The 18966-nt window shown below is 74.4% G+C and carries 14 protein-coding genes; 7 read left to right on the top strand and 7 right to left on the bottom strand.

Going from position 1 to position 18966, the window contains the following annotated elements:
• Positions 1-44 precede the first annotated feature (44 nt).
• Together CAE01nite_RS03420 and CAE01nite_RS03415 are read left to right on the top strand one after the other, a co-directional pair.
• Positions 45-1808: an ABC transporter transmembrane domain-containing protein gene (locus CAE01nite_RS03420; protein ID WP_146900002.1), complete on the top strand. Its 1764-nt coding sequence runs from the start codon at positions 45-47 to the stop codon at positions 1806-1808.
• The gene (locus CAE01nite_RS03415) at positions 1789-3525 is read left to right on the top strand and encodes an ABC transporter ATP-binding protein (RefSeq protein WP_146899999.1); all 1737 of its coding nucleotides are present in this window, start codon (positions 1789-1791) and stop codon (positions 3523-3525) included. Before CAE01nite_RS03420 ends, CAE01nite_RS03415 begins: the two co-directional genes overlap by 20 nt.
• Before the next feature lie 6 nt (positions 3526-3531).
• Here CAE01nite_RS03415 and CAE01nite_RS03410 read toward each other — a convergent pair whose 3' ends face one another.
• Positions 3532-4539 (bottom strand): NAD-dependent epimerase/dehydratase family protein, encoded by a 1008-nt coding sequence (locus CAE01nite_RS03410; protein WP_146899996.1) that lies wholly within the window; start codon positions 4537-4539, stop codon positions 3532-3534.
• 46 nt (positions 4540-4585) lie between these two features.
• On the opposite strand from CAE01nite_RS03410, the gene arfB reads away from it, so the two are divergent.
• Positions 4586-5014, top strand: coding sequence for an alternative ribosome rescue aminoacyl-tRNA hydrolase ArfB (arfB, locus tag CAE01nite_RS03405; protein WP_146899993.1), 429 nt, complete (start codon positions 4586-4588; stop codon positions 5012-5014).
• Here the strand turns inward: arfB and CAE01nite_RS03400 are convergent.
• Positions 4980-5768, bottom strand: coding sequence for an SURF1 family protein (locus CAE01nite_RS03400; protein ID WP_246130981.1), 789 nt, complete (start codon positions 5766-5768; stop codon positions 4980-4982). The genes arfB and CAE01nite_RS03400 overlap by 35 nt on opposite strands.
• Positions 5769-5928: 160 nt before the next feature.
• Between CAE01nite_RS03400 and CAE01nite_RS03395 the strand changes: the two genes are divergently transcribed.
• From CAE01nite_RS03395 to CAE01nite_RS03385, 3 genes are read left to right on the top strand one after another with little or no spacing between them, the layout of a single operon-like run.
• Positions 5929-8436 carry a phosphoketolase family protein gene (locus CAE01nite_RS03395; protein WP_246130980.1) on the top strand — a complete coding sequence of 836 codons (2508 nt, stop codon included), beginning with the start codon at positions 5929-5931 and terminating at the stop codon, positions 8434-8436.
• The gene (gene pta / locus CAE01nite_RS03390; RefSeq protein ID WP_146899988.1) at positions 8433-10586 is read left to right on the top strand and encodes a phosphate acetyltransferase; all 2154 of its coding nucleotides are present in this window, start codon (positions 8433-8435) and stop codon (positions 10584-10586) included. Before CAE01nite_RS03395 ends, pta begins: the two co-directional genes overlap by 4 nt.
• Positions 10583-11878: an acetate kinase gene (locus tag CAE01nite_RS03385; RefSeq protein WP_146899985.1), complete on the top strand. Its 1296-nt coding sequence runs from the start codon at positions 10583-10585 to the stop codon at positions 11876-11878. The genes pta and CAE01nite_RS03385 overlap by 4 nt, the downstream gene beginning before the upstream one ends.
• An 18-nt stretch (positions 11879-11896) precedes the next feature.
• Here the strand turns inward: CAE01nite_RS03385 and CAE01nite_RS03380 are convergent, their stop codons facing one another.
• The 3 genes from CAE01nite_RS03380 to CAE01nite_RS03370 form a co-directional block, all read right to left on the bottom strand.
• The gene (locus tag CAE01nite_RS03380) at positions 11897-13585 is read right to left on the bottom strand and encodes a succinic semialdehyde dehydrogenase (RefSeq protein ID WP_246130979.1); all 1689 of its coding nucleotides are present in this window, start codon (positions 13583-13585) and stop codon (positions 11897-11899) included.
• Positions 13586-13600: 15 nt separating this feature from the next.
• Entirely contained in the window at positions 13601-14725 is a 1125-nt protein-coding gene (locus CAE01nite_RS03375) for a GuaB3 family IMP dehydrogenase-related protein (protein ID WP_146899982.1), read from the bottom strand.
• 102 nt (positions 14726-14827) lie between these two features.
• Positions 14828-15379 carry a type 1 glutamine amidotransferase domain-containing protein gene (locus tag CAE01nite_RS03370; RefSeq protein ID WP_146899979.1) on the bottom strand — a complete coding sequence of 184 codons (552 nt, stop codon included), beginning with the start codon at positions 15377-15379 and terminating at the stop codon, positions 14828-14830.
• Positions 15380-15848: 469 nt separating this feature from the next.
• On the opposite strand from CAE01nite_RS03370, the gene CAE01nite_RS03365 reads away from it, so the two are divergent.
• Positions 15849-16649: an exonuclease domain-containing protein gene (locus CAE01nite_RS03365; RefSeq protein WP_146899977.1), complete on the top strand. Its 801-nt coding sequence runs from the start codon at positions 15849-15851 to the stop codon at positions 16647-16649.
• Here the strand turns inward: CAE01nite_RS03365 and guaB are convergent.
• On the bottom strand, positions 16631-18199 hold the full coding sequence (gene guaB / locus CAE01nite_RS03360) for an IMP dehydrogenase (RefSeq protein ID WP_146899974.1): 1569 nt from the start codon (positions 18197-18199) through the stop codon (positions 16631-16633). The two genes, CAE01nite_RS03365 and guaB, sit on opposite strands and share 19 nt — an antisense overlap.
• Positions 18200-18242: 43 nt before the next feature.
• A complete protein-coding gene (locus tag CAE01nite_RS03355; RefSeq protein ID WP_146899971.1) occupies positions 18243-18950 on the bottom strand; it encodes a response regulator transcription factor in 708 nt (235 codons plus the stop codon).
• Positions 18951-18966 lie beyond the last annotated feature (16 nt).

The following is an 18966-nucleotide window of genomic DNA, read 5'->3' as shown; positions in this document are numbered from 1 at the left end:
AACGGTTCGGCCGGCGCCCCACCCTGCGCCTAGCGTGGGTCCCTGTGCGTCCCCTCCCCCTCGCCGATCCCGGCACCCCGCCGCTGACCTCGCCGCACGCCTTCCTGTGGTGGCTCGGTCGACGCCAGCGCGGGATCGCGCTCGCCGCCGTGCTGGTCGCCGTCGCCGGCAACGTCGCCGGTGCCCTGCTGCCCTACATGCTCGGGCGGATCGTCGACGGCGGCCTGGACGACGGCGTGTCGCGGTCCCTCCTGGCGGGGTGCGCCGCGCTGCTCGGCGTCGGCATGGTGCAGGTGCTCGCGAACGTGGTCGGCCACCGCCTGGAGGTCGAGAACTGGCTGCGGTCGGCGTTCACCTCGTCGCAGCTGATCGGCCGCCACGTGACGCGCACCGGCGACGCGGTGACCGCCGAGCTGCCCACCGGCGAGGTGGTCGCCACGGTCGCGAGCGACGCGCTGCGCACCGGCGAGGTGTACGTGATCGCGCCGCGGTTCCTGGGCGGGGTGGCGGCGTACGCGACCATCGCCGTCGTCCTCATGCGCACCTCCGCCGTGCTCGGCGCGCTCGTCCTGGTCGGCCTGCCGGTGGTGGTGGCGGTGCTGTCGCTGCTGGTCAAGCCGCTGCAGGGACGCCAGGCGGCCCAGCGCGAGGCGGCCGGGCGGCTCACCACGCTCGGTGCGGACACCGTCTCGGGGCTGCGGATCCTGCGCGGGATCGGCGGTGAGGACGTCTTCGCCGGCCGCTACCGGGCGCAGTCCCGGGTCGTCCGGGAGACCGGCGTGCGGGTGGCGCAGACCCAGTCGCTGCTGGACGCGCTGCAGACGCTGCTGCCCGGCCTGTTCCTGGCCGCGGTGGTGTGGGTCGGAGCGCGCCTGGCGGTGGCCGGCGACATCACGCCGGGACAGCTCGTCGCCTTCTACGGGTTCGCCGCGTTCCTCACCGAGCCGCTGTGGACGGCCACCGAGGCGCTGCGCATCACCACCCGGGCCGCGGTGGGCGCCCGCAAGATCCTGCAGGTGCTGCGCGTGCCCACCACGGACGCCGCGGACCCCGCGACGCCCGCCGTCGTCGAGCCGGGTGAGCCGCTGGTCGACGAGGTGAGCGGTCTGGTGGTGCGGCCCGGCCGCATGCTGGCGCTGGTCAGCGCGGACCCGGACGAGACGGCCGGGCTGGCGCTGCGCCTGGGCCGGTTCGGCGGCGAGAGCGTCGCCGGCGTGCGCTGGGGTCGCACGCTGCTGTCCGAGCTGCGGCTGTCCGACGTCCGCGAGCGCGTGGTGGTCGCGGAGTCGACCCCGAGCCTGTTCACCGGGCGGCTGGCGGACGAGCTGGACGTGCGTGGCCGCGCGACACCGGACGACCTGAGCCGGGCGCTGCACACGGCCGACGCCGGGGACGTCCTGGACTCACTGCCCGGTGGTCTGGAGGGTGAGCTCGCCGAGAAGGGCCGGTCGCTGTCCGGCGGGCAGCGGCAGCGGGTCGCCCTGGCCCGGGCGCTGCTCACCGACGCGGAGGTCCTGGTGCTCGTCGAGCCGACGAGCGCGGTCGACGCCCACACCGAGGCCCGCATCGCGACCCGGCTCGCCGACCTGCGCCGCGGCCGGACCACCGTCGTGGTGACGGCCAGCCCGCTCGTGCTCGACGTCGTCGACGAGGTCGCCCTCGTGGTGGACGGACGCGTGCGGGTCACCGGCCGGCACCGCGACCTCATGGACCGCGACGACGAGGCCGCGACCGCCTACCGGGCAGTCGTGTCCCGCGCCGCCGCCGAGAACGAGGAGGAGGAGAGCCGTGCAGCTGCCGGTCGCTGACCCGACGGCCCTGCGCCGCCACACCCGGGCGCTGCTGCGCCGGTACCGGGGCGGGCTCACGGTGTCCGTCGTGCTGCACGGCCTCGCGGCGCTCGCCGGGCTGGCCGGTCCGTGGCTGCTCGGCCGCCTGGTCGACGGGGTGACCACGGGGTCGGCCACCCGCGGCGGGATCGACCGCGCGGTGCTGATGCTCACCGTCGCCGTCCTCGCCCAGGCGGTGCTGACCCGGTTCGCCCGGCGCCAGGCGATGGTGCTGGGCGAGACCGTGTTCGCCCGCCTGCGCGAGGAGTTCGTGGCGACGGTGACGCGGCTGCCCCTGTCCACCGTCGAGCGGGCGGGCACCGGGGACCTGGTCGCGCGGATGACCAACGACGTCGACCGCGTGCAGTACACGGTCCGGTTCGGGGTCCCGCGGCTCCTGGTGACCACCGCCACGGTCGCGCTCACCCTGGTGGCGGCGGCGCTCACCGACCCCGCGGTGGCGCTCGGGCTGCTCGCCGGGACGCCGCTGCTGGTGACGATCACCCGCTGGTACCTGCGCCGGGCGACCCCGGCCTACCTGCGCGAGTCCGCCGCGTACTCCACGCTCAACGGGACGATCACCGAGTCGGTCGAGGGTGCACGCACGGTGGACGCCCTGGGGCTGGGTGCGCGCCGCCGCGAGCGCGTCGACGCGGACCTGCGCGAGGCGTTCGACGCCGAGCGGTACACGCTGGCGCTGCGGACCATCCTGTTCCCCGGCGTGGACGTCGCGTTCCTCATGCCGGTCGTCGGGGTGCTGATCTGGGGCGCCTACCTGATCTCCACCGGCTCCGCGACGGTCGGCGCGGTCACCACCGTGACCCTGTACGCCGTCCAGGTCATCCCGGTCATCGGCGAGCTGATCTTCTGGCTGGACGAGATCCAGGTCGGCGGCAGCGCGCTGGCGCGGATCGTCGGCGTCCAGGACGTCCCGGCCGACCGCACGGCCGGCGACCGGCGCCCCGCGCACGAGCAGGTGGTGGCCCACGGCGTGCGGTACGCGTACCGCACGGGCCACGACGTGCTGCACGGGATCGACCTGGAGCTCCGGGTCGGCGAGCGGCTCGCCGTCGTCGGCCCGTCCGGGGCCGGCAAGTCCACGCTCGGGCGGATGCTCGCCGGCATCCACCCGCCCACCGGCGGCACGGTCACCGTCGGCGGCGTCCCGCTGGTCGACCTGCCGCTGGACGACCTGCGCGGTCACGTCGCCCTGGTCACCCAGGAGCACCACGTGTTCGTGGGCACGATCGCGGACAACCTGCGCCTGGCCAAGGTGGGCGCGGACGACGCCGAGCTGGTCCGGGCGCTGGAGGCGGTCGACGCCTGGGGCTGGGTCGGAGCGCTGCCGGACGGGCTCGCGACCCCGGTCGGCTCCGGCGGGACCGCGCTCACCCCGGCGCAGGCCCAGCAGCTCGCCCTGGCCCGGCTGGTGCTGCTGGACCCGCACACCCTCGTGCTGGACGAGGCGACGTCGCTGCTCGACCCGCGGGCCGCCCGGCACCTGGAACGGTCGCTGTCCGCGGTGCTCGAGGGGCGCACGGTCGTCGCGATCGCGCACCGGCTGCACACCGCGCACGACGCCGACCGCGTCGCAGTGGTCGACGCCGGGCGGATCACCGAGATCGGCGCGCACGACGAGCTGGTCACGGCGGGCGGCGACTACGCCGCGCTGTGGCGCTCGTGGCAGCGGGAGTGACCTCGGTCAGCGCCCCGCCGGGCCCAGCAGCGCGCGCTCGACGTCGTCCGGCAGACCGACCGGCGGGCGGGCCCGGCCGGCGCCGGCCACGTCGGCGCCGGCCGGTCGCTCGCGCAGCCACGCCCACAGGTCCCTGACGGACCTCTCGACGGGGCGACTGGGCAGCCCGGCCGCCCGGGCGGTCGTGGTGTCGACCCGCCAGAGGGTCCGGGCCTGGGCGACCGGCAGCCAGAACGGCAGGTCGGTCCACTCCTGGACGCCCGCGGCCAGCAGGGCGGCGTCGTCCCGCTCGACGAACCGCACCGGCTCCGCGGCGTCGTCCCCGACGACGTCGCGGCACAGGTCGAGCAGCCCCCCGTACGTCGTCATCCCGGCGTCGCCGGTCGCGTTGACGGCGCCGGAGCGGCCGGCCTCGACCGACCCGACCAGCCACCCGGCCAGGTCCCGGACGTCGACGAACGCGACCGGCACGTCGCGCGACTCGGCGGGCACCACGACCCGCCCGCCGCGCTGCATCCGGCGCAGCCACCACCCCAGCCGTCCGGTCGGGTCGCCCGGTCCGATGATCAGGCCCGCGCGGGCGACCAGCAGCCGTCCGTCCAGGGCCGCGCCGAGCACCCGCTCGGACGCCGCCTTCATCGGCCCGTACTCGTCGGACTCCTCGTCCCAGGTCGGGCCGTCCGTCCCGGTGACCGGGCCCGGCGGGAAGTCGCGGTAGGCGTTGAGGCTGCTGACGTAGGCGTACGCGCCGACGTCGGCCAGGTGCTCGGCCGTCGAGCGGGCACCCGCGACCGTGTAGCCGGACGTGTCCACGACCGCGTCGAACCGCCGTCCCGCGAGCGCACGACCCAGGTCCTCGGCGTGATCCCGGTCCGCGGTGAGCGCCACGACGCCGTCCGCGGGCCGCCCGCTGCGCCCCCGGCTCAGGGCCGCGACCTCGTGGCCGCGCTCCAGCGCCGCCCGCACCACCGTCCCACCGAGCCAGCCGGTGCCGCCCACCACGAGGATTTGCATGGGGGCGACCCTGCCCGGTCGGCGGCCGGGATGTCACCCTGGTGCCATGGTCGGCCCGGTGACGCTGCGCGGTGGGCTCGTCGTCCCGGACGACGAGCTCGTCTGGCGCTTCTCCCGGTCGAGCGGCCCGGGCGGTCAGTCCGTGAACACCGCCGACTCCCGCGCCGAGCTGTCCTGGGACGTCGCCGCGACCACGGTGCTCGCGCCGGAGCAGCGCGAGCTCGTCGTCCGGCGCCTGGGCGGCCGGCTCGTCCGCGGCGTCCTGACCATCGCGGCGTCGGAGCACCGGTCCCAGCTGCGCAACCGGCAGGCGGCGGTCGACCGGCTCGTCGCGACGCTGGACGACGCCCTCGCTCCCTCGCCGCCCCCACGTCGCGCCGCGCGGCCCAGCCGGGCGTCCCGCGTGCGCCGCGCCGACACCGAGCGCCGGCGGCGCGCGGTCAAGGAGATGCGTCGGCGCCCGTCGGCGTCGTGACGACCGGCTCGTCCTGCACGTCGCCCCGCGCCTCGTCCCGCACCATCCGGACCCACAGGCCCAGGGCGAACAGCCCGAAGATCCACCACTGCGCCGCGTAGCCGAGGTTCCGCAGGTCCCAGCCGCCCTCGTCCGCGACCGGCGGCGGCAGCGGCGTGGGGCCGGACGGCTGCGCGGGCTGCGCGTCCGTCAGCGCCAGGTACCCCGAGTAGATCGGCCCGCCCCAGACGTTGACGAGCTGGGCCGAGCTGATCGCGTCGGTCGTGCCGGCGCCCGGGTCGAGCGTGCCCGACTGCTCCGACGCCCGCAGGTACCCGGTCACCACCACCTCGCCGTCGGGCACCGCGAGCGCGGCGTCGTCGTCGGGCGAGGACACCCAGCCGCGGACGACGGGCAGCACCGCCCCGTCGACCCGCAGCGGGGTCAGCACGAGGTACGCCGGACGCCCGTCGACCACCCGCCCCTCCACCACGAGCTGCCGGTCCGCCTCGTAGGTCCCGGTGGCGGTGACCGGGCGGGTCTGGACGCCGCCGTCGAACGTCGTCTGCGGCGCCAGCACCTCGTCGAGCGGGACGGGTCCCGGCGCCTCCTGACCGGCCGCCTGCCCGGCCTGCGCCCGCACGTGCGCGCGGTCCAGCTGCCACACGCCCAGCCGCGCGCAGAGCGCGGCGGCGACCAGCAGCACCACGAGCAGCACGAGCATGCGTGGCCGGACGGCGGCACGCAGCAACGACGTCGGCTCCCGGTCCTCCACCCCGTCGACGCTACCCGGAGCACCGCCGCGCCCCGTCCCGGCGGCCCGACGGCCTGGGTGCACGCCCGCACGGGATGTGATGAGAATGACGGGCAGCGGCGCACGGAAGCCGGCGGCCCACCTGTGCCGTCGACCGAGCCACGTCCCCGAGGGGTGTCGATTGAGCACGCAGACGACCGGTACGGCAGCACCTGCGGCCTGGGCCCGACGACCCGACGAGGCCCTCAGCGACGAGACGCTCACCCGCGTCGACGCCTGGTGGCGCGCGGCCAACTACCTGTCGGTGGGGCAGATCTACCTCCTCGACAACCCCCTGCTGCGCGAGCCGCTGACGACCGAGCACGTCAAGCCGCGCCTGCTCGGCCACTGGGGCACCACGCCGGGCCTCAACTTCCTGTACGCCCACCTCAACCGGACGATCGCCGAGCGCGGGCAGTCGACCATCTACCTCACCGGCCCGGGGCACGGCGGTCCGGGCCTGGTGGCCAACGCCTACCTGGACGGCACGTACTCGGAGACCTACTCCGACATCACGACGGACGCCGAGGGCATCCGGCGGCTGTTCCGGCAGTTCTCCTTCCCCGGCGGGATCCCCAGCCACGTCGCGCCGGAGACCCCCGGGTCCATCCACGAGGGCGGCGAGCTCGGCTACGTGCTGTCGCACGCGTACGGGGCCGCCTTCGACAACCCGGACCTGCTCGTCGCAGCCGTCGTCGGCGACGGCGAGGCGGAGACCGGGCCGCTGGCCACGAGCTGGCACTCCAACAAGTTCGTCGACCCGACCAGGGACGGGGTCGTGCTGCCGATCCTGCACCTCAACGGGTACAAGATCGCCAACCCCACCCTGCTGGCGCGCATCGGCGAGGACGAGCTGCTCGACCTCATGCGGGGGTACGGCCACCACCCGTACCTGTTCAGCGGCGGCTTCGACGGCGAGGACCACGCGGCGGTGCACCGCCGCTTCGCCGAGCTGCTGGACACGGTGCTGGACGAGATCGCCGACATCAAGGCGCGCGCCGCCGCCGGGGACGACAGCCGCCCGCGCTGGCCGATGATCGTCCTGCGCACCCCGAAGGGGTGGACCTGCCCGCCGGTCATCGACGGCAAGCAGGTGGAGAACTCCTGGCGCTCGCACCAGGTGCCGCTGTCCAGCGCACGGGACACCGAGGAGCACCTGCGGGTCCTGGAGGGCTGGCTGCGGTCCTACCGCGCCGAGGAGCTGTTCACCGCCGACGGCGCCCTGGACCCCGACGTGGCGACCCTGGCACCGGCCGGACCGCTGCGGATGAGCGACAACCCGCACACCAACGGCGGCCTGCTGCTGCGGGACCTGCGCCTGCCGGACTTCCGCGAGTTCGCGGTCGACGTGCCGCGACCCGCCGGGTCCATGAGCGAGTCCACCCGTGTGCTCGGCCAGTGGCTCACCGAGGTCATCCGCCGCAACCCCGACAACTTCCGCATCTTCGGCCCCGACGAGACCGCCTCCAACCGCCTGCAGGCCGTCTTCGAGGCGACCGACAAGCAGTGGAACGCCGAGCTCCTCGGCCCGGAGGTGGACGAGCACCTGGCCCGCGCCGGCCGCGTCATGGAGATGCTGTCCGAGCACCAGTGCCAGGGCTGGCTCGAGGGCTACCTGCTGACCGGACGCCACGGGATGTTCAACTGCTACGAGGCGTTCATCCACATCATCGACTCGATGTTCAACCAGCACGCCAAGTGGCTCAAGGTCACCCGCCACATCCCCTGGCGGCGGCCGGTCGCGTCGCTCAACTACCTGCTGTCGAGCCACGTCTGGCGCCAGGACCACAACGGCTTCAGCCACCAGGACCCGGGGTTCATCGACCACGTCGTCAACAAGAAGGCCGAGATCGTCCGCGTCTACCTGCCGCCGGACGCCAACACGCTCCTGTCGACCTACGACCACTGCCTGCGCAGCCGCGACTACGTCAACGTGGTGGTCGCCGGCAAGCAGCCGTCCCCGAACTTCCTCACGATGGACGAGGCCGTCGCGCACTGCACGCGCGGGCTCGGGATCTGGGAGTGGGCCGGCTCGGAGACCACGGACGACGACCCCGACGTCGTCCTGGCGTGCGCCGGTGACGTCCCCACCCTCGAGGCGCTGGCGGCGGCGGACATCCTCAAGCGCGAGCTGCCCGACCTGCGGGTCCGCTTCGTCAACGTCGTCGACCTCATGCGCCTGCAGGACGCGGCCGAGCACCCGCACGGGCTCAGCGACCGCGACTTCGACACCCTGTTCACCACGACGAAGCCCGTCGTGTTCGCCTACCACGGCTACCCGTGGCTGATCCACCGCCTCACCTACCGCCGCACGGGCCACGCCAACCTGCACGTGCGCGGGTACAAGGAGGAGGGGACGACGACGACACCGTTCGACATGGTCATGCTCAACGACCTCGACCGCTTCCACCTGGTCATCGACGTCATCGACCGCGTCCCGCACCTCGGCTCCAGGGCCGCGCGCCTGCGGCAGCGGATGGTCGACGCCCGCATCCACGCCCGCGAGTACACCCGCCTGCACGGGGAGGACGTCCCCGAGGTGCGCGACTGGGTGTGGCCGGACGTCGGGGAGACCGGGACCGAGGGCTCCGGGCCCGCGTACAGCGGGCAGACCGCCGGCGCGACGGCCACCGGGGGTGACAACGAGTGAGCGCCACGACGCAGCCCGTGACGAGCGTGTACGTCACCTCCCCCGAGGGTGAGACAGGCAAGTCCACCGTCGCGCTCGGTGTGCTGGAGCTGCTCACCCGCCGTGCGCAGCGGGTGGGGGTGTTCCGGCCGATCGCCCGGTCCACGCACGACCCGGACTACGTGCTCGAGCTCCTCCTCGCCCAGGACGGCGTCGACCTCGACTACGACCTGTGCCTGGGCGTGACCTACGAGCAGGTGCACGCCGATCCCGAGGCGGCGCTCGCCCGGATCGTGGCCCGGTACCACGAGGTCGCGCGCCGCTGCGACGTCGTCGTGGTGGTCGGCAGCGACTACACCGACGTCGCGGGACCGACCGAGCTGGCCTACAACGCCCGGATCGCGGCGAACCTGGGGGCTCCCGTCCTGCTCGTGGTGAGCGGCAACGGGCGCACCCCGGCCGAGGTCCGGCAGGTCGCCGAGGTGTCCATCGGGGAGCTCACGACCAATCACGCCCAGGTCATCGGCGTGGTCGCGAACCGGTGCACCGGGGACCTCGCCGAGGTCCGGGAGGCGCTCGCAGGAGGCGGCGGCGGTGACATACCCGCCTGGACCATGCCGGAGGAGCCGTTCCTCGTCGCGCCGACCGTGCGGGCGCTCATGGAGGCGGTCGGCGGACGTCTCGTCGTCGGCGACGAGGAGCTGCTCGCGCGCGAGGCCCTGGACGTGCTGGTCGGGGCGATGTCCTTCGAGCACCTGCTGGACCGGCTCTCCGACGGCGCCGTCGTGATCACCCCCGGGGACCGCATCGACGTCCTGCTCGGGCTGCTCACCGCGCACGCGGCGCAGGGCTTCCCGTCGCTGGCGGGCATCATCCTCAACGGCGGCTTCTACCCGCAGGGGTCGCTGGGCCGGCTCGTCGAGGGCCTCGGACCGCGGGTGCCCATCATCCGCACCGACCTGGGCACGTTCCGCAGCGCCAGCGCCGCAGCCGCCACCCGCGGCCGGCTGTCCACGGACTCCCAGCGCAAGATCGACACCGCGCTGGGGCTGTTCGAGCAGCACGTCGACGTCGACGCGCTCTCCTCGCGCCTGGAGCTCCCCCGGCCGCACGTCGTCACGCCGCTGATGTTCGAGTACGACCTGCTCGACCGCGCCCGCGCGGACCGCCGGCACATCGTCCTGCCCGAGGGCGCGGACGACCGGATCCTGCGCGCGGCCAGCACGCTGCTGCAGCGCGGCGTCGCCGAGCTGACCATCCTCGGCGACGAGGCGGCCATCCGGGCCCGCGCCACCGAGCTCGGTCTCGCCCTGGACGACGCGCACGTGGTCGACCCGACCGGTGGCGAGCTGCACGAGCGGTTCGCGCACGAGTACACCGCCCTGCGGGCGCACAAGGGGATGACCGTCGAGCAGGCCCGGGAGATCGTCTCCTCGGTGTCGTACTTCGGCACGATGATGGTCCACCTCGGCCTGGCGGACGGGATGGTCTCCGGGGCCATGCACACCACGGCGCACACCATCAAGCCGTCGTTCGAGATCATCAAGACCGTCCCCGGGGTCTCGATCGTCTCCAGCGTGTTCCTCATGTGCCTCGACGACCGCGTGCTCGTCTACGGCGACTGCGCCGTCAACCCCGACCCGACCGCGGAGCAGCTCGCGGACATCGCGATCTCGTCGGCGGCGACCGCGGCGCAGTTCGCCATCGAGCCGCGGGTCGCGATGCTGTCCTACTCGACCGGGGAGTCGGGGTCCGGGGCCGACGTCGACAAGGTCCGCACCGCGACCGAGCTCGTCCGCAGCCGTCGTCCCGAGCTGAGCGTCGAGGGTCCGATCCAGTACGACGCCGCCGTCGACGCGTCCGTCGCCCGGACCAAGCTGCCCGGCTCGGAGGTCGCCGGACGCGCGACGGTGTTCGTCTTCCCGGACCTCAACACCGGCAACAACACCTACAAGGCCGTGCAGCGGTCCGCCGGGGCGGTCGCGGTCGGTCCCGTGCTGCAGGGCCTGCGCAAGCCGGTCAACGACCTGTCGCGCGGCGCGCTCGTGCAGGACATCGTCAACACCGTCGCGATCACCGCCATCCAGGCGCAGGCCCTCGGGCCCGCCGCGGCCGCCGCCGCCACCGACACCGCCGCCACGAGCACGACCGACCAGAAGGGCCACGCATGACCCTCACCCCCGGCGCCGGCGACCGGCCGAGCCCGCACAGCGCGTTCGGCGCCCACGGCAGCGTGCTCGTCATCAACTCCGGTTCCTCGTCCCTGAAGTACCAGCTCGTCAACCCGGTCGGCGGGGAGGCGATCGCCTCGGGGCTCGTGGAGCGGATCGGCGAGGCCGACGGGGCGTTCAAGCACACCTTCGGGGGCAACACCACGCGGCGTACCGGCCGGGTCGCGGACCACGGCGACGCGCTGCGCACGGCGCTCGACTTGTTCGGCGAGGTGGGGCCGGACCTCGCCGAGGCGCAGGTGATCGCCGTCGGGCACCGCGTGGTGCACGGCGGGTCACTGTTCTCCGCCCCGGCCCTGGTGGACGACGACGTCCTGCGCGCGATCGCGGAGCTCGCACCGCTGGCCCCGCTGCACAACCCGGCGAACCTGCGCGGGATCGAGGTCGCCCGGTCGCTGCTGCCCGACGTCCCGCACGTCGCCGTCTTCGACACCGCGTTCTTCCAGACGCTGCCCGACGCCGCGTCGACGTACGCCCTGGACCGCGAGGTCGCCGAAGAGCACGCGATCCGCCGGTACGGGTTCCACGGCACGTCGCACCAGTACGTGTCCGGGAAGGTCGCCCGCGTCCTGGGGCGCCGCCTGGCGGACCTGAACCAGATCGTCCTGCACCTGGGCAACGGCGCCTCGGCCTCGGCCGTCCGCGGCGGGGTCGCGGTGGAGACGTCGATGGGGCTCACCCCGCTCGAGGGCCTGGTGATGGGCACCCGGACCGGGGACATCGACCCGGCCGTCGTCTTCCACCTGCACCGCAACGCCGGGATGTCCGTCGACGAGATCGACGAGCTGTTCAACCGCCGGTCCGGGGTCAAGGGCCTGTCCGGGGAGAACGACTTCCGCGAGCTCGGCCGCCTCGTGGCCGAGGGTGACGCCGGCGCCCGGCTCGCGATGGACGTCTACCTCCACCGGCTGCGCAAGTACATCGGCGCCTACCTCGCCGTGCTCGGCCGCCTCGACGTGCTGTCGTTCACGGCCGGGGTCGGGGAGAACAACGCCGCGGTCCGGGCGCAGGCGGTCGCCGGGCTCGAGGGGCTGGGGATCGCAATCGACCCCGAGCGCAACGAGAACGCGGGCGACGGGCCGACGATCATCTCCCCGCCGTGGACGTCGACGGTGGTCATGGTCGTCCCGACCAACGAGGAGCTCGCCATCGCGCGGCAGTCGGTCGCGGCGGTGCGGGGCGAGGACCCCGACGCCGCGGTCTCCGCAGGCGAGGACGACGGCCTGGCGTGACCTCACCCGCCGCGAGCGTCACGCCCGGTGGACGGCCTTGCTGACCCGCAGCATCGTGGTCAGCAGGCGCGCGGTGCGCTCGCCGGGCCCCGCGTACATCCGCCCGAACCCGAGCCCGCCTCCACCGGCGAGCCCTGCTGCCCACCGCGGCCCGTGGACGGCGCGCTGGACCCCGATCGTCTGCGTCCGGGTCACCGCGGCGATGCTCGCGGCGCCGTGCCGGGCACCGATGCCGGAGTCCTTCACGCCGCCCTGCGGCGCGCCACCCGCCGCCCACGCGGTCACGTAGCCGTCGTTGACGTTGACCGTCCCCGCCTCGACCCGGGCCGCGAGCGCACGGCCTCGGGCGACGGACCGCGTCCAGACGCTGGCGTTGAGGCCGTACCGGGTGTCGTTCATCGCGGCCACCGCCTCGTCGTCCGAGCGCACCGTGCGGATCGACACGACCGGGCCGAACGTCTCCTCCCGGGCGACCGCCGCCTCGTCCGGGACGTCGGCCAGCACGGTCGGCTCGAAGAACAGCGGCCCGAGGTCGGGTCGCGCGCGCCCACCGGCGAGCACCGTCGCCCCGCGCGCGACCGCGTCGGTGACGTGACCGGTGACCTTGGCGAGCTGAGCCGGTGAGGTGAGGGTGCCGACGTCGGCGCTGAAGTCGAGGGCGGGTCCGAGGGTGAGCGCCCGCGTGCGGCGGACGAACGCGGCCTGGAAGTCGTCCGCGACCCGCTCGTGCACGTACAGCCGCTCGACCGACACGCACAGCTGACCGGTCCCGGCGAAGCACGCGCGTACCGCACCCTCGGCCGCGACCTCCACGTCGACGTCGTCGGCGACGTAGAGCGGGTTCTTGCCGCCGAGCTCCAGCGTGGCGCCGATCAGCCGTCGCCCCGCCTGCGCCGCGACCTCCCGCCCGGTGGCCGTGGAGCCGGTGAAGACGACGTGGTCGACGGCGGCGACCACGGCCGCGCCCACCTCGGCCTCGCCGACGACGACCTGGACGAGCCCGCGGGGCAGACCCGCGGCCTCGAGCTGCGCGACGCCCCACAGGGCGCTGAGCACCGTGCGGGTGTCCGGCTTGACCAGGACCGCGTTGCCGGCGACCAGGGCCGGCAGCGCGTCGCCGACCGAGAGCGTGAACGGGTAGTTGAACGGCGCCACGACGCCGATCAGCCCGAGCGGGTGACGCCGCACCTCGGCCGTGGTCAGCACGGGCACGAGCGACGGCACGCGCCGCGGCGCGAGGTACCGGGCGGCGCGGCGCGCGTGGTGCCGGGCGATCTGCGCGACGTCGCCCACCTCCTCGACGGCACTGAGGCGCGCCTTGCCGCACTCGAGCTGGACGAGGTCGAGGATCTCGTCCATCGAGCCGAGCACCCGGTCGTGGAAGGCGAGCAGGACGGCGGCTCGCCGCGCGACCGGCATCGCCGCCCACCCGACCTGCGCGGCGCGGGCCCGGGACGCCGCCTCGGCGACGTCGTCCGTGGTGGACAGCGGCACGTCGACGAGGGGCAGCCCGGTGAACGGTGCGAGCACGGTGACCGACCCGCCGCGCCCGCCCGCGACGACGCGCGGCAGGAGTGCCTCGGCGAGCCCCTGCGGCAGGGCGGACCGGGACGCTCCCCCGGGCGCCCCGGTGGCGGGCGCGCCGCCGAGGGAGGAACTCGTCGGGCCCGTCACCGTGGGCCTGCGGTCCGGCACGGCGTCCGCCACGGCGTCCGGGACACGTCAGCGCGGCTGGTACGGCGAGACGACGACCTCGACGCGCTGGAACTCCTTCACGTCCGAGTACCCGGTGGTCGCCATGGCGCGCTTGAGCGCGCCGATGAGGTTCAGGCTGCCGTCGGCGGTGCGACCGGGCCCGAAGAAGATCTCCTGCAGGGTGCCCGCCGTGCCGACGTGGACGCGCTCGCCCCGCGGCAGCTGCGGGTGGTGCGCCTCCGGACCCCAGTGCCACCCGCGCCCGGGCGCCTCGGACGCGCGGGCGAGCGCGGCGCCGAGCATGACGGCGTCGGCGCCGCAGCCGATCGCCTTGACCAGGTCGCCGGACCGGCCCACACCGCCGTCGGCGATGACGTGCACGTACCGGCCGCCGGACTCGTCCAGGTAGTCCCGCCGGGCCGCGGCGACGTCCGCCACCGCGGTCGCCATGGGGGCGTGGATGCCGAGCGAGACGCGGGTGGTGTGCGCGGCGCCACCGCCGAAGCCGACCAGCACGCCGGCCGCTCCGGTGCGCATGAGGTGCAGCGCGGCGCTATAGGTCGCGGCCCCACCGACCACGACCGGGACGTCGAGCTCGTAGATGAACCGCTTGAGGTTCAGCGGCTCCGCGCGTCCCGACACGTGCTCGGCGGAGACGGTGGTGCCGCGGATGAGGAACAGGTCCACGCCGGCGTCCACGACGACCTGCGAGAACTCCTTGGTGCGCTGCGGGGAGAGCGCGCCGGCGACGGTCACACCGGCCGCGCGCACCTCCTTGAGGCGCTGGGTGATGAGCTCGGGCTGGATAGGCGCGCCGTAGAGCTCCTGCATGCGCGCGGTCGCGCCCGCGTCCTCGAGCTGCGCGATCTCCTCGAGCAGCGGCTCGGGGTCCTCGTAGCGCGTCCACAGACCCTCGAGGTCCAGGACCCCGACCCCGCCGAGCTGCCCGAGCGCGACGGCGGTGGCCGGGCTGACCACGGAGTCCATCGGCGCCGCCAGCACGGGCAGGTCGAAGTGGTAGGCGTCGATCTGCCAGCCGACCGAGACCTCCTCGGGGTCGCGGGTGCGGCGCGAGGGCACCACGGCGACGTCGTCGAAGGAGAAGGCGCGCCGTCCGCGCTTGCCACGACCGATCTCGATCTCGTTGCTCACGCCCTCAGGCTACCGGCGAGCACCGACACGACCGTCGTGCTGGTCCGTGCCCGGCCCCGTGGGCGGTGTCGCCCACCGCCCACGGGGACCGTGCGGGCGACGTCAGGAGAGCGCCTCCACGAGGGCCTTGCTGAAGGCCGGCAGGTCGCCGGGGTTGCGGGACGTGATCAGCGTCCAGTCCTGGGACGAGTCGACCACGACCTCCTCGTCGACCCACTCCGCGCGGGCGTTGCGCAGGTCGGTGGCCAGGCTCGGGTACGACGTCGTGCGCTTGTGCGCGATGACGTCCGCCTCGATGAGCGTCCACGGGGCGTGGCAGATCGCCGCGACCGGCTTGCGCTGCTCGACGAACGCGCGGACCAGGTTCTGCGCCTGGACGTTGATCCGCAGGGTGTCGGCGTTGACCGTGCCGCCCGGCAGGACCAGGGCGGCGAACTCGCCGGCGCTGACGTCGGCCAGCGTCCGGTCGACCGGGTAGGTGCTCGCCGGGTTGAGGTCACCGACGACGGTCTCGACCTGGCCTGGCTCCGGCGCGATCAGGACGGGGGTGCCGCCCGCGTCGATCACGGCCTGCCACGGCTCGGTCAGCTCGGGCTGCTCGACGCCCTTGTTGCTGGTCAGAAAGGCGACGGTGGTACCGGACAGCTGCGCCATGGTGCTCCTTGGAAGGTCGGTTGGGCGGCGATCGGCCGCCTGGACACGGCTTCCACCCTCGCCCGCGTCCGGCCGGTCCGCATCCCGAGGCGCGGACCGGCGACAGCGCGCTGCCCGTCACGGCACCCGGGCCCCGAACGCGCGTCACCGTCACCGATCCGGGAAGGACGCCGGCACCCTCATCCCGGTCACCGGGTGCTCCCCCACTCCAGCGGTGGCGGATCGGTCGTCCCCACCGCGTGGCGCTCTCCGGCCCCGCCCGCGGACGGGGCACGAGCCGACCGCCGGTGCCAGGCGTTCCCCGCCGGTCGCCCCGCTGGCGGCGCGGGGGCAAGGCCGAGAGCACCGGCTGTGCAACCGTCGTGAGGCGCGGGTCTGCGGGAGCGTCGGTGCGACCGCCGGCAGGACCGCCCGCCGGTCCGTGTCAGCACCTCGTGCCAGGGTGGGCCCACCGCCGGAGGGAGGCGCGATGTCCTGGGTCACCGGACCGCTGCTGGGGCTCGACACCGAGACCACCGGTGTCGACATCGCCACGGACCGGGTCGTCACCGCCGCCCTCGTGCGACGCCACGCGGGGACGACCCACGCGCGCACGTGGCTCCTCGCTCCGGACGTCGACATCCCGCCGCAGGCCACCGCCATCCACGGCATCAGCACGGAGCACGCACGAGGCCACGGTCGTCCGCCGTCCGAGGCGCTGGAGGAGATCGCCACCGAGCTGGCCGACGCCGTCACGGCCGGCGTGCCGGTGGTCGCCTACAACGCCTCCTTCGACCTGGGGCTGCTCGAGGCCGAGCTGGCACGGCACGGCCTGCCGACCCTCCGCGAGCGCCTGGGCCGTGACGTGGCGCCGGTGCTGGACCCGCTGGTGCTGGACCGGGCGGAGGACGGCGCCCGGGACGGCCCCCGCCGGCTCGGCGACCTCTGCGCGCACTACGGCGTGGCCAGCGCCGGGCCCCTGCACACGGCGGAGGTCGACGTCGTCGCGACCCTGGACCTGCTGGAGGCGATCGTCCGGCGGTACCCGCACCTCGGCGACGCCGACCTGGCGACCGTGCACCAGCACCAGATCGCCGCAGTCCGGGCCTGGGTCGAGGGCGCGGCCGCCCGGCGGGCGGCGCGGGCACTGGCGAAGGAGCGGGCGGACCGGGCACGACTGGCGAGCGCTCCGCTGCTCACCCGTCTGGCGAGCCGCCTGCGGTCGCTGGTCGCGCGGCTCCGGCTGCGGTCGCGGGCCGCGCGCGGCCGGACCTACCGGCCGCCGCCGTAGTTCGGGGCCTCGACCGTCATCCGGATGTCGTGCGGGTGGGACTCCTTGAGCCCGGCCGGCGTGATCCGGACGAACTGGCCGCGCGCCTGCAGCTCGGGGATGGTCCGCGCGCCGACGTAGAACATCGACTGGTGCAGGCCCCCGACCAGCTGGTACGCGACCGCACGCAGCGGCCCGCGGTACGGCACCTGGCCCTCGATGCCCTCGGGGACGATGTTGTCGTCGCTGGCGACGTCGGCCTGGAAGTAGCGGTCCTTGGAGTACGAGACGCGCCCACGGGAGGCCATGGCACCCATCGACCCCATGCCGCGGTAGTTCTTGTACTGCTTGCCGTTGACGAACACCAGGTCGCCGGGGCTCTCCTCGCAGCCCGCGAGCAGGGAGCCCAGCATCACGGTGTCCGCGCCGGCGACGAGCGCCTTGGCGATGTCACCGGAGTACTGCAGGCCGCCGTCGCCGATCACCGGCACGCCGGCGGGGCGCGCCGCCTTGGACGCCTCGTAGATGGCGGTGATCTGCGGGACGCCCACGCCGGCCACGACGCGGGTGGTGCAGATGGAGCCCGGGCCGACGCCGACCTTGACGGCGTCCACCCCGGCGTCGACGAGCGCCTGCGCGCCCGCCCGGGTGGCGATGTTGCCGCCGATCACCTGGACGCCGCGGGCGGCGGGGTCGGTCTTCAGCCGGTGGATCATTGCCAGCATCGCCTGGGCGTGCCCGTGCGCGGTGTCCACGACGATGATGTCCACGCCCGCGTCGACCAGCGACATGGCCCGGTCCCAGGCGTCACCGAAGAAGCCGACACCGGCGGCGACCCGCAGGCGGCCCTCGTCGTCCTTCGTGGCCTTGGGGTACTGCTCGGTCTTGACGAAGTCCTTGACCGTGATGAGCCCGGACAGCCGGCCCTCGTCGTCGACGATGGGCAGCTTCTCGATCTTGTGCTTGGCGAGCAGCGCCGCCGCGTCGTCGCGCTGGATGCCGACCGGCGCGGTGACGAGCGGCATCGGCGTCATGACTTCGTGCACCCGGCGGACCGTGAAGTCTCCCGGGGACACGAACCGCAGGTCGCGATTGGTGATGATGCCCAGCAGCCGGTTGTCGCCGTCGACGACGGGCAGCCCGGACACCCGGTACGTGCCGCACAGCTCGTCGAGCTCGGCCAGCGTCGCCTCGGGGCCGACCGTCACCGGGTCGGTCACCATGCCGGACTCGGACCGCTTGACGAGCTCGACCTGGTGGGCCTGGTCGTCGATGGAGAGGTTGCGGTGCAGGACGCCGATCCCGCCCTGGCGCGCCATCGCGATCGCCATCCGCGCCTCGGTGACGGTGTCCATCGCCGCGGAGAGCAGCGGCACGGCGACGGTGATGCCCTTGGTCAGCCGCGCGGTCGTGTCGACCTCGGACGGCACGACGTCGCTCTCCCCCGGCAGGAGGAGGACGTCGTCATAGGTGAGCCCGGTGAACCCGAACGGGTCGTGGGGCACGTCGGCCGGAGCTGCGACAGGCACAGCGAGCACAGCGGGACCAGGGTTTCCGAGGTCGGTGGTCATCCACCGATTCTACGCCCGGGCCCCGCTGCGCCCTGTGTGACGTTCAGCGGATCAGCCCCCGCCGCAACCCGATGGCGACGGCCTGCGCGCGGTCGGACGCCCCGAGCTTGCGGAACAGCCGACGGGCGTGGGTCTTGACGGTGTCCTCGGAGAGGAAGAGGTCGGCACCGATCTGCGCGTTGGACCGGCCGTTGCTCATCCCGGTCAGCACCTCGATCTCGCGCTTGGTGAGCTCGGGCTTGGGCAGCTGGACGGTCGCCTGCTCGACGTCGCGCTCGGCCGCGGCCGGCACGGCCCGCGCCGGCATCAGAGGGCGACGGCTCGCCGCGACCGACGGCACCGGGACCCCGGGCAGCCGGTTCCCCAGCGAGGTGCGTCCGGCCAGCGGGGCCGCGAGCACGTGCGCCGCGACCGCGGCGAGCTCGGCACGACCGACGTCAGGGGCGACGAAGCCGCGGGCGCCGAGGGCGATCGCCCGGTCCAGCGCGATCTCGTCGCCCGGCTGCGCCAGCATGACGACAGCGGCGCCGATGTTCATCAGGCGGAGCCGGCGGATCGCCTCGACCGGCCCGGTCCCGGGCAGGTGGGCGTCCAGCAGGACGACGCTCGGCGGCTGGCGACGCGCCAGGATCAGCAGCTCCTCGCCGGACGCCGCGGGGCGCACCGGCGTGAGCGCGGGAACTCCCTGTGCGGCCACGACCAGCCGCTCGCGCACGACCGGCGAGCCGTGGCAGACCACGACTCCTGTCATCGGACATCCTCTCCGT

It is taken from the genome of Cellulomonas aerilata (genome assembly GCF_007991755.1).
Lineage (GTDB): Bacteria > Actinomycetota > Actinomycetes > Actinomycetales > Cellulomonadaceae > Pengzhenrongella > Pengzhenrongella aerilata.
The sequence above is the reverse complement of the archived record's forward strand: the minus strand, read 5'-3'. Positions and strand labels throughout refer to the sequence as shown.

What these genes read in the sequence shown, in the direction of transcription:
- CAE01nite_RS03410 (WP_146899996.1), bottom strand. Translation starts at nt 4,539, where the DNA reads ATGCAAATCCTCGTGGTGGGCGGCACCGGCTGGCTCGGTGGGACGGTG.
- arfB (WP_146899993.1), top strand. Translation starts at nt 4,586, where the DNA reads ATGGTCGGCCCGGTGACGCTGCGCGGTGGGCTCGTCGTCCCGGACGAC.
- CAE01nite_RS03385 (WP_146899985.1), top strand. Translation starts at nt 10,583, where the DNA reads ATGACCCTCACCCCCGGCGCCGGCGACCGGCCGAGCCCGCACAGCGCG.
- CAE01nite_RS03370 (WP_146899979.1), bottom strand. Translation starts at nt 15,379, where the DNA reads ATGGCGCAGCTGTCCGGTACCACCGTCGCCTTTCTGACCAGCAACAAG.
- CAE01nite_RS03365 (WP_146899977.1), top strand. Translation starts at nt 15,849, where the DNA reads ATGTCCTGGGTCACCGGACCGCTGCTGGGGCTCGACACCGAGACCACC.
- guaB (WP_146899974.1), bottom strand. Translation starts at nt 18,199, where the DNA reads ATGACCACCGACCTCGGAAACCCTGGTCCCGCTGTGCTCGCTGTGCCT.
- CAE01nite_RS03355 (WP_146899971.1), bottom strand. Translation starts at nt 18,950, where the DNA reads ATGACAGGAGTCGTGGTCTGCCACGGCTCGCCGGTCGTGCGCGAGCGG.